This window comes from Noviherbaspirillum sedimenti (assembly GCF_003590835.1).
GTDB classification, from domain to species: Bacteria; Pseudomonadota; Gammaproteobacteria; order Burkholderiales; family Burkholderiaceae_D; genus Paucimonas; species Paucimonas sedimenti.
On the sequence record NZ_QYUQ01000001.1, the window covers coordinates 1 to 9873 of the forward strand.

15 protein-coding genes and 1 pseudogene are annotated in these 9873 nt (G+C 58.7%); 9 read left to right on the plus strand and 7 right to left on the minus strand.

Annotation, left to right across the window (positions count from 1 at the left end):
* Both D3878_RS00005 and D3878_RS24760 read left to right on the plus strand, forming a co-directional pair.
* On the plus strand, positions 1-254 hold a 254-nt coding region (locus D3878_RS00005), incomplete at its 5' end, for a siphovirus Gp157 family protein (protein ID WP_147383837.1).
* A complete protein-coding gene (locus D3878_RS24760) occupies positions 221-316 on the plus strand; it encodes a hypothetical protein (protein WP_420799465.1) in 96 nt (31 codons plus the stop codon). The genes D3878_RS00005 and D3878_RS24760, both read left to right, overlap by 34 nt.
* Here the strand turns inward: D3878_RS24760 and D3878_RS00015 are convergent.
* Complete coding sequence (locus D3878_RS00015) at positions 313-1470, minus strand: glycosyltransferase family 2 protein (RefSeq protein ID WP_119783611.1); 1158 nt, start codon at positions 1468-1470, stop codon at positions 313-315. The two genes, D3878_RS24760 and D3878_RS00015, sit on opposite strands and share 4 nt — an antisense overlap.
* 278 nt (positions 1471-1748) lie before the next feature.
* On the opposite strand from D3878_RS00015, the pseudogene D3878_RS24170 reads away from it, so the two are divergent.
* Positions 1749-1949: pseudogene (locus tag D3878_RS24170) on the plus strand (SRPBCC family protein); the annotation flags it as partial.
* Here D3878_RS24170 and D3878_RS24175 read toward each other — a convergent pair.
* A complete protein-coding gene (locus D3878_RS24175; protein ID WP_233556177.1) occupies positions 1854-2189 on the minus strand; it encodes a hypothetical protein in 336 nt (111 codons plus the stop codon). The pseudogene D3878_RS24170 and the gene D3878_RS24175 sit on opposite strands and share 96 nt — an antisense overlap.
* Before the next feature lie 49 nt (positions 2190-2238).
* Between D3878_RS24175 and D3878_RS23630 the strand changes: the two genes are divergently transcribed.
* The 5 genes from D3878_RS23630 (at position 2239) to D3878_RS00045 (ending at position 4956) form a co-directional block, all read left to right on the plus strand.
* A complete protein-coding gene (locus D3878_RS23630) occupies positions 2239-2634 on the plus strand; it encodes an Hsp20/alpha crystallin family protein (protein WP_233556178.1) in 396 nt (131 codons plus the stop codon).
* On the plus strand, positions 2631-2966 hold the full coding sequence (locus D3878_RS00030; protein WP_233556179.1) for a PQ-loop repeat-containing protein: 336 nt from the start codon (positions 2631-2633) through the stop codon (positions 2964-2966). Before D3878_RS23630 ends, D3878_RS00030 begins: the two co-directional genes overlap by 4 nt.
* 213 nt (positions 2967-3179) lie before the next feature.
* Positions 3180-4241, plus strand: a complete 1062-nt coding sequence (locus D3878_RS00035) for a glycosyltransferase family 9 protein (RefSeq protein WP_119783613.1) — start codon at positions 3180-3182, stop codon at positions 4239-4241.
* Between the two features lie 43 nt (positions 4242-4284).
* Positions 4285-4566 (plus strand): hypothetical protein, encoded by a 282-nt coding sequence (locus D3878_RS00040; protein ID WP_119783614.1) that lies wholly within the window; start codon positions 4285-4287, stop codon positions 4564-4566.
* A gap of 222 nt (positions 4567-4788) precedes the next feature.
* Positions 4789-4956 carry a hypothetical protein gene (locus D3878_RS00045; RefSeq protein ID WP_338016796.1) on the plus strand — a complete coding sequence of 56 codons (168 nt, stop codon included), beginning with the start codon at positions 4789-4791 and terminating at the stop codon, positions 4954-4956.
* 341 nt (positions 4957-5297) lie between these two features.
* Here D3878_RS00045 and D3878_RS00055 read toward each other — a convergent pair whose 3' ends face one another.
* The 4 genes from D3878_RS00055 to D3878_RS00070 form a co-directional block, all read right to left on the minus strand.
* A complete protein-coding gene (locus D3878_RS00055) occupies positions 5298-5579 on the minus strand; it encodes a hypothetical protein (RefSeq protein ID WP_119783614.1) in 282 nt (93 codons plus the stop codon).
* Positions 5580-5622: 43 nt separating this feature from the next.
* Complete coding sequence (locus D3878_RS00060; RefSeq protein WP_119783613.1) at positions 5623-6684, minus strand: glycosyltransferase family 9 protein; 1062 nt, start codon at positions 6682-6684, stop codon at positions 5623-5625.
* Positions 6685-6897: 213 nt separating this feature from the next.
* Positions 6898-7188, minus strand: a complete 291-nt coding sequence (locus tag D3878_RS00065; RefSeq protein WP_119783615.1) for a PQ-loop repeat-containing protein — start codon at positions 7186-7188, stop codon at positions 6898-6900.
* Positions 7189-7231: 43 nt separating this feature from the next.
* Positions 7232-8119, minus strand: coding sequence for an Hsp20 family protein (locus D3878_RS00070; protein WP_119783616.1), 888 nt, complete (start codon positions 8117-8119; stop codon positions 7232-7234).
* Between the two features lie 279 nt (positions 8120-8398).
* On the opposite strand from D3878_RS00070, the gene D3878_RS00075 reads away from it, so the two are divergent.
* Positions 8399-9535 (plus strand): glycosyltransferase family 2 protein, encoded by a 1137-nt coding sequence (locus D3878_RS00075; RefSeq protein ID WP_119783617.1) that lies wholly within the window; start codon positions 8399-8401, stop codon positions 9533-9535.
* A 16-nt stretch (positions 9536-9551) separates the two neighbouring features.
* On the opposite strand, the gene D3878_RS00080 is transcribed toward D3878_RS00075, so the two are convergent.
* On the minus strand, positions 9552-9873 hold a 322-nt coding region (locus tag D3878_RS00080), incomplete at its 5' end, for a siphovirus Gp157 family protein (RefSeq protein WP_199688049.1).

The following is a 9873-nucleotide window of genomic DNA, read 5'->3' on the forward strand; positions in this document are numbered from 1 at the left end:
TGCGCACGATGGAAGACTTGGCGGCGCGCCACGCCGGATTGCAGCGAGCGGCAGAACGCGGACGCAAGTTGATCCTGGACCTGATGCAGAGCGCACAGCGCGAACATGTGACGACCGCGCTGTTTTCGCTGGCGATCCGCAAGAATCCACCGGCGGTGGTGATCGATTGCGCAGCCGCCTTGCCACGGCCTTCTTGCAGTATCCGGAGCCGCCGCCGCCCGTGCCGGATAAAAAAGCCATCGCGGCTGCATTGAAAGCAGGCATTGAAGTGCCCGGAGCGCATGCCGAACAGGCGGTGCGGCTCGATATTCGTTAATCGGTATGAAATAATTTCATATGAAGCCGACACGAAAGCGCAACGCCCCGACCAGGCGCCAGAAGATTGCGAGCGGCGGCAGCAGAAGCGAGGTCAGCAGGATCTCGCTGACGTTTGAAGCAGTTTTTTTCCGTGCCGCGCAGGCGCTGCAGGCACAGACTTGCACTGAGCAGTATCCAGCAGGCGAGGGCAAGCAGCGCTGCCGACGTTTCGTGGAAGACCAGCGCGGCGACCAGGCATAGCAGCACCATGACGATGGCATGGTAGTGCCATGGTATGGCCGGACTGATTTTTTCACGATACAGGAGCGGATGCTTTTTATAGAGCAAAGCGTCGAACTGCATGCGTTGCTGTTGCAGCAGGCTGGTGCCCAGGGTGCCGCAGCGACCGGATGTTCGACCACCGCCAGCGGCGCATGGCAGATAAACGGCATTTGCTTGCAGCAGTCGAAAATACAGATCCGAATCTTCGCGCCCGGCGGTGCCGAAGCGTTCGTCAAAGCCGCCCATATCTTGCAGAACCTGCCTGAGGCAAAAGCAATTGATGCTGGCGAATTCCGCTTGCTCCAGAGTTTTTACGGTGCGCTCATGATCCGTCGGCAGGCCAGGCAGCGGGGTCAGGATCTGCCCGCACACTGCCTGCGCGATGCCATTGAAGGCCAGCATTCCCTGCGCCAGCCAGTCGGCGCAGGGAATGGTATCTTCCTCGGTAAAAGCGATCAAGGCGCCACGGGCGAGCTGCCATCCATGATTGCGCGCTGCGGCCGCACCATCCTGGCCGCCTGCCGGCAGATAAATGATGCAGGGACCATTTCCAGGCGGGTTCAGATAGCTTTCCACCACTTCGCGGCTGGCACGACTGGGAACACTGTCGACCACGATGATTTCATACTGGCGAGGCGACAGGGTTTGCCGCGTCAACGCTGCCAGGCAACGGTTCAGCAGTTCAGGTCGATCCCGGGCCGGCAATATCACCGACATCTGGATACCGCGCGTACGTGACTTCCAGATCGGTTGTATTTGTGCAGTATGGATCACCCCTGACGGTGCATCGGCCGCCAGGCGGCCGGCATACAGGATGGTATTTATCTTCGCTTGTTTGCCACCCTGATGTACACAACGCGGATTACTGGGAAAGGCAATAATTTTCGCCATTTATGAAATCCCCATGCAAAAACAGTCGTTTTGCCACGCACTTTAAGTATTGGAGACGCAATTGCCATTCCAGTTCCAGGCTTCATCCGTTCTGTTTGACATGTTCCGGATACCGTAACGCGAATCATGGCTAGAACCGCGATTCAAGACAGGATCGGCATGCCGCAGCCGCAAAGTAAAACGATTGAGGAACTTTTCAGTCTAACTTTTGCGCGGACGCTGGCTGTCGCCAGCAAGCGTGACTGGCGAACCATGAATCCGCATGAGAGGGGCAGGTGATGGTCAAGGTCGAACGATTAATTGAAGTGAATGTGCCGGTAAGCATCGTTTATAGGGAGCTAAGCCAGTTCGAAGAATTCCCCCGCTTTATGAAAGGCGTTCATTCAGTGCACCAGCTCGATGATGCGCATCTGCATTGGCGAGCAGAAAAAAATGGCAAGGAAATGGAGTGGGATGCGGAAATCACTGAACAAATTCCTGAACACTGCATTGCCTGGCGTAATACCAGCGGCCCCAGAAGCGAAGGCAGGGTTGTGCTGGAAGCGCTGGATCCCGACAAAACCCGCATATTCCTGTCCATGGAAGCCGAGGAAGCGCCGCTGGATCAGACGGCAAGCGAAGATGGCTTCCCACCTCAGGATGAGGGCGATCTGGCGCGCTTTAAAAAAATGGTCGAAAGCAAAGTACGTTCGCGTGGCGCCAATTCTGACGACCTCCATCGCCAGGCGTCGGTTACGCAGGGACGCACAGTCGATGCAGACGCCGAAAATGCGCTCCCGCGAATGCCGGCCAGAGCCAAGCGGCAGGAGAGGCGCGCTGCATCGGCGCCAGGCATGGACGCCGCCGGTGGATATCGAGCAGCATGCCGGCCAGATGCATATTCGCACCGATTTGCCGGGGGTAAGCAAACAGGATGTGCAAATAGAAATCCTTCGCGACCAGTTGATCATCGAAGGCGAGCGGCGCGCTGGCGCCGGCGGGCAGCAGACGGCGCGTCATCGTGCCGAGTGCAATTACGGCCATTTTTACCGGGTGATTACCTTGCCTGCAGGGGTGGATCCGGATTCGGCGCAGGCCAGCATGCATGACGGCGTACTGGATGTCAGCTTCAGGATGGCAGCCGCACCGGGTACTGTCCGACGCCTGGACATCCAGGGCGGATGATGCAAGCTTATTGCTATGTGCAGGCAGAAGGGATTGCGCGGAATGACGGAATTGGCAGGCTGGAGCAGCGCAATGATCCTGGCGCTGACGATTTCTTCCAAGTTTATGCGCAATGGCGCAGCAAGAGTTGCGCCGGTGTTTCCAATTGGTTTTTCATCGGCCAGATGCTGGCCTCGCTGGGCTTCGTGCTGTACAGCTACCTGGTTGAAAACTGGGTTTTCGTCTGGACCAATGCTTTCAATTTTGTGGCAGCACTGATCGGTCAGTCAATTCATGCGCACAACAGGCGTATGAGCCGCGAAGTCATTGCTGCCGCCGGACAAACCGGTTGATTACCGACAGGGCAGGAATTTTTTACCATCTCCTGTAGTTAATGCCAATCATAGTTACCATGTCATTGCGCGCAGCGCGCATTGATCGACGCCTGCGTTGGTAGACGACGGCAGTTTGCGGCATTCGAGCATGCGCAAATGGCGTATGGCTAAGATAGCTCATGCTGTCGCTTGTCGCGGCAACGACGATTCGGCAAGTCATGGGAGTCTTGCATGAGTGTTGCGTGCCCTTCTTTCCGTCTGCTGGATGCCGGCACCGTGTCGGCGCGTCCGAAAATAGCGGTGTTTCGCGCCATGCACCTTGGGGAAATGCTGTGCGCGGTGCCGGCGCTGCGCGCCTTGCGGACGGTGCTGCCGATGGCCCATGTTACCTTGATCGGCCTGCCATGGGCCGCCAGCTTTGCCCGGCGGTTTTCCAGGTATGTCGATGCGCATGTCGATTTCCCCGGCTTTCCAGGTTTGCCCGGGCAGTCGGTGGCGCTTGAACGTATCCCCGGATTTATCGCTGCCATGCAACAGCAGCGCTTCGACTGCGTGCTGCAGATGCATGGCAGCGGCGCCTTGACCAATCCCCTGATCCGGACCTTCGGCGCTGCCAGGAACGCCGGCTATTACCGGCAAGGCGACTATTGCCCCGATCCCCTGCATTTCATGCCCTGGGATGAGAATCAGCATGACATCCTGCGCCTGGTGCAATTGATGGAATTTCTCACTGTGCCGAGCGCCGGGCTTGAGCTGGAATTTCCCCTGACCGAGGCGGATTGGCAGGCGCTGCGAGCCAGTCATCCGGCGCTGCCGGCGGCCGGCTCGTATGTCTGCATTCATCCCGGCGCGCGTCTGCCGGCGCAGCGCTGGCCGGCCGCGCATTTCGCCGAAGTGGCAGACCGCCTGCATGCGGCAGGGCTGCAAGTGGTGCTGGTCGGTTCGACCCAGGAAGTCGCGCTTGCGGCAGCGGTCCGGCAGCATATGAGGGCGCCGGCATTGAGCCTGGCCGGAAAGCTCGGACTGGGTGCCTTTGCGGCGTTGCTGGCGCAGGCACGACTGGTGATTTGCAACGATACCGGCATTGCCCATATTGCCGCCGCGCTGCAAACGCCGAGCCTGGCTGTGTGCTGCGGCAACGGCGGGCGGCGCTGGGCGCCGCTGGACGGGCGTCGCCACCGCTGCGTGGATGCTGCGACTGCACTGGCCGCACGGACGCAAGCCGTGGCAAGTGCCAGTGTCATGGAGACCGTTCGCGCCTTGCTCGCCGATTCGGGCATGCCGCTTGCATGAAGACTGGTCTTGCGCGCAAAGGAAAACATCCACGGGGAAGAACATGGCAAACAGCATTCCGGAGATATTTGTCGCAAGGGAATTGGACGCGGCAAAAATGAGTCGCCTCGCGCTGGCGAGCGTGTTGCTGATGCTGCTGGTGGCCTGTAATCGCCCGAGTATGCCGCCAACACCGGTGGTTCCGTCCAAGCCGAAAATGCAGTCTGGCATGCAAATGGAAGCGGTGCACCAGGCAATTTTCAATTATGCCCGGCCGGCCAGCAAAGCATCCTCTTCCCTGGAGCCCGAGCCGGAAGAGGGTAAGTGCGGCCGCTTGCAGGTATGAAGGCAGTGTGGGACATCAGACTTGCGTGGCAATCTGATGTGGCAGGCGAACCCGGGGTGCATCCGGATGTCGAAGTTCAGGTGAGACGTTCAGTTGTGAAGTTCAGGTGCGAAGTACAGTTGATGCAGTGCCAGTCTTCTCTTATGGAAAAGACTTGAACTGCATTGTCACGATGCCGCAGTTTTTTAGTCTGTTCATTGATTTCTGAATATGCAGGCAACCATGCTTCCCTTTCCCGATCGCCTGCAGGCGGGGCAGCTGCTCTCCCGGCAGCTTGAAAAATATGCCGGTCGGCGCGACGTTATTGTACTGGCCTTGCCTCGTGGCGGTGTGCCGGTCGGTTATGCAATTGCCGCCAGCCTAGCGGCGATGCTGGCGGCAATTGCATAACCGACCGGCACACCGCCACGAGGCAAGGCCAGTACAATAACGTCGCGCCGACCGGCATATTTTTCAAGCTGCCGGGAGAGCAGCTGCCCCGCCTGCAGGCGATCGGGAAAGGGAAGCATGGTTGCCTGCATATTCAGAAATCAATGAACAGACTAAAAAACTGCGGCATCGTGACAATGCAGTTCAAGTCTTTTCCATAAGAGAAGACTGGCACTGCATCAACTGTACTTCGCACCTGAACTTCACAACTGAACGTCTCACCTGAACTTCGACATCCGGATGCACCCCGGGTTCGCCTGCCACATCAGATTGCCACGCAAGTCTGATGTCCCACACTGCCTTCATACCTGCAAGCGGCCGCACTTACCCTCTTCCGGCTCGGGCTCCAGGGAAGAGGATGCTTTGCTGGCCGGCCGGGCATAATTGAAAATTGCCTGGTGCACCGCTTCCATTTGCATGCCAGACTGCATTTTCGGCTTGGACGGAACCACCGGTGTTGGCGGCATACTCGGGCGATTACAGGCCACCAGCAGCATCAGCAACACGCTCGCCAGCGCGAGGCGACTCATTTTTGCCGCGTCCAATTCCCTTGCGACAAATATCTCCGGAATGCTGTTTGCCATGTTCTTCCCCGTGGATGTTTTCCTTTGCGCGCAAGACCAGTCTTCATGCAAGCGGCATGCCCGAATCGGCGAGCAAGGCGCGAACGGTCTCCATGACACTGGCACTTGCCACGGCTTGCGTCCGTGCGGCCAGTGCAGTCGCAGCATCCACGCAGCGGTGGCGACGCCCGTCCAGCGGCGCCCAGCGCCGCCCGCCGTTGCCGCAGCACACAGCCAGGCTCGGCGTTTGCAGCGCGGCGGCAATATGGGCAATGCCGGTATCGTTGCAAATCACCAGTCGTGCCTGCGCCAGCAACGCCGCAAAGGCACCCAGTCCGAGCTTTCCGGCCAGGCTCAATGCCGGCGCCCTCATATGCTGCCGGACCGCTGCCGCAAGCGCGACTTCCTGGGTCGAACCGACCAGCACCACTTGCAGCCCTGCCGCATGCAGGCGGTCTGCCACTTCGGCGAAATGCGCGGCCGGCCAGCGCTGCGCCGGCAGACGCGCGCCGGGATGAATGCAGACATACGAGCCGGCCGCCGGCAGCGCCGGATGACTGGCTCGCAGCGCCTGCCAATCCGCCTCGGTCAGGGGAAATTCCAGCTCAAGCCCGGCGCTCGGCACAGTGAGAAATTCCATCAATTGCACCAGGCGCAGGATGTCATGCTGATTCTCATCCCAGGGCATGAAATGCAGGGGATCGGGGCAATAGTCGCCTTGCCGGTAATAGCCGGCGTTCCTGGCAGCGCCGAAGGTCCGGATCAGGGGATTGGTCAAGGCGCCGCTGCCATGCATCTGCAGCACGCAGTCGAAGCGCTGCTGTTGCATGGCAGCGATAAATCCGGGGATACGTTCAAGCGCCACCGACTGCCCGGGCAAACCTGGAAAGCCGGGGAAATCGACATGCGCATCGACATACCTGGAAAACCGCCGGGCAAAGCTGGCGGCCCATGGCAGGCCGATCAAGGTAACATGGGCCATCGGCAGCACCGTCCGCAAGGCGCGCAGCGCCGGCACCGCGCACAGCATTTCCCCAAGGTGCATGGCGCGAAACACCGCTATTTTCGGACGCGCCGACACGGTGCCGGCATCCAGCAGACGGAAAGAAGGGCACGCAACACTCATGCAAGACTCCCATGACTTGCCGAATCGTCGTTGCCGCGACAAGCGACAGCATGAGCTATCTTAGCCATACGCCATTTGCGCATGCTCGAATGCCGCAAACTGCCGTCGTCTACCAACGCAGGCGTCGATCAATGCGCGCTGCGCGCAATGACATGGTAACTATGATTGGCATTAACTACAGGAGATGGTAAAAAATTCCTGCCCTGTCGGTAATCAACCGGTTTGTCCGGCGGCAGCAATGACTTCGCGGCTCATACGCCTGTTGTGCGCATGAATTGACTGACCGATCAGTGCTGCCACAAAATTGAAAGCATTGGTCCAGACGAAAACCCAGTTTTCAACCAGGTAGCTGTACAGCACGAAGCCCAGCGAGGCCAGCATCTGGCCGATGAAAAACCAATTGGAAACACCGGCGCAACTCTTGCTGCGCCATTGCGCATAAACTTGGGAAGAAATCGTCAGCGCCAGGATCATTGCGCTGCTCCAGCCTGCCAATTCCGTCATTCCGCGCAATCCCTTCTGCCTGCAACATAGCAATAAGCTTGCATCATCCGCCCTGGATGTCCAGGCGTCGGACAGTACCCGGTGCGGCTGCCATCCTGAAGCTGACATCCAGTACGCCGTCATGCATGCTGGCCTGCGCCGAATCCGGATCCACCCCTGCAGGCAAGGTAATCACCCGGTAAAAATGGCCGTAATTGCACTCGGCACGATGACGCGCCGTCTGCTGCCCGCCGGCGCCAGCGCGCCGCTCGCCTTCGATGATCAACTGGTCGCGAAGGATTTCTATTTGCACATCCTGTTTGCTTACCCCCGGCAAATCGGTGCGAATATGCATCTGGCCGGCATGCTGCTCGATATCCACCGGCGGCGTCCATGCCTGGCGCCGATGCAGCGGCGCCTCTCCTGCCGCTTGGCTCTGGCCGGCATTCCGCGGGAGCGCATTTTCGGCGTCTGCATCGACTGTGCGTCCCTGCGTAACCGACGCCTGGCGATGGAGGTCGTCAGAATTGGCGCCACGCGAACGTACTTTGCTTTCGACCATTTTTTTAAAGCGCGCCAGATCGCCCTCATCCTGAGGTGGGAAGCCATCTTCGCTTGCCGTCTGATCCAGCGGCGCTTCCTCGGCTTCCATGGACAGGAATATGCGGGTTTTGTCGGGATCCAGCGCTTCCAGCACAACCCTGCCTTCGCTTCTGGGGCCGCTGGTATTACGCCAGGCAATGCAGTGTTCAGGAATTTGTTCAGTGATTTCCGCATCCCACTCCATTTCCTTGCCATTTTTTTCTGCTCGCCAATGCAGATGCGCATCATCGAGCTGGTGCACTGAATGAACGCCTTTCATAAAGCGGGGGAATTCTTCGAACTGGCTTAGCTCCCTATAAACGATGCTTACCGGCACATTCACTTCAATTAATCGTTCGACCTTGACCATCACCTGCCCCTCTCATGCGGATTCATGGTTCGCCAGTCACGCTTGCTGGCGACAGCCAGCGTCGCCGCGCAAAAGTTAGACTGAAAAGTTCCTCAATCGTTTTACTTTGCGCTGCGGCATGCCGATCCTGTCTTGAATCGCGGTTCTAGCCATGATTCGCGTTACGGTATCCGGAACATGTCAAACAGAACGGATGAAGCCTGGAACTGGAATGGCAATTGCGTCTCCAATACTTAAAGTGCGTGGCAAAACGACTGTTTTTGCATGGGGATTTCATAAATGGCGAAAATTATTGCCTTTCCCAGTAATCCGCGTTGTGTACATCAGGGTGGCAAACAAGCGAAGATAAATACCATCCTGTATGCCGGCCGCCTGGCGGCCGATGCACCGTCAGGGGTGATCCATACTGCACAAATACAACCGATCTGGAAGTCACGTACGCGCGGTATCCAGATGTCGGTGATATTGCCGGCCCGGGATCGACCTGAACTGCTGAACCGTTGCCTGGCAGCGTTGACGCGGCAAACCCTGTCGCCTCGCCAGTATGAAATCATCGTGGTCGACAGTGTTCCCAGTCGTGCCAGCCGCGAAGTGGTGGAAAGCTATCTGAACCCGCCTGGAAATGGTCCCTGCATCATTTATCTGCCGGCAGGCGGCCAGGATGGTGCGGCCGCAGCGCGCAATCATGGATGGCAGCTCGCCCGTGGCGCCTTGATCGCTTTTACCGAGGAAGATACCATTCCCTGCGCCGACTGGCTGGCGCAGGGAATGCTGGCCTTCAATGGCATCGCGCAGGCAGTGTGCGGGCAGATCCTGACCCCGCTGCCTGGCCTGCCGACGGATCATGAGCGCACCGTAAAAACTCTGGAGCAAGCGGAATTCGCCAGCATCAATTGCTTTTGCCTCAGGCAGGTTCTGCAAGATATGGGCGGCTTTGACGAACGCTTCGGCACCGCCGGGCGCGAAGATTCGGATCTGTATTTTCGACTGCTGCAAGCAAATGCCGTTATCTGCCATGCGCCGCTGGCGGTGGTCGAACATCCGGTCGCTGCGGCACCCTGGGGCACCAGCCTGCTGCAACAGCAACGCATGCAGTTCGACGCTTTGCTCTATAAAAAGCATCCGCTCCTGTATCGTGAAAAAATCAGTCCGGCCATACCATGGCACTACCATGCCATCGTCATGGTGCTGCTATGCCTGGTCGCCGCGCTGGTCTTCCACGAAACGTCGGCAGCGCTGCTTGCCCTCGCCTGCTGGATACTGCTCAGTGCAAGTCTGTGCCTGCAGCGCCTGCGCGGCACGGAAAAAACTGCTTCAAACGTCAGCGAGATCCTGCTGACCTCGCTTCTGCTGCCGCCGCTCGCAATCTTCTGGCGCCTGGTCGGGGCGTTGCGCTTTCGTGTCGGCTTCATATGAAATTATTTCATACCGATTAACGAATATCGAGCCGCACCGCCTGTTCGGCATGCGCTCCGGGCACTTCAATGCCTGCTTTCAATGCAGCCGCGATGGCTTTTTTATCCGGCACGGGCGGCGGCGGCTCCGGATACTGCAAGAAGGCCGGTGGCAAGGCGGCTGCGCAATCGATCACCACCGCCGGTGGATTCTTGCGGATCGCCAGCGAAAACAGCGCGGTCGTCACATGTTCGCGCTGTGCGCTCTGCATCAGGTCCAGGATCAACTTGCGTCCGCGTTCTGCCGCTCGCTGCAATCCGGCGTGGCGCGCCGCCAAGTCTTCCATCGTGCGCACACCC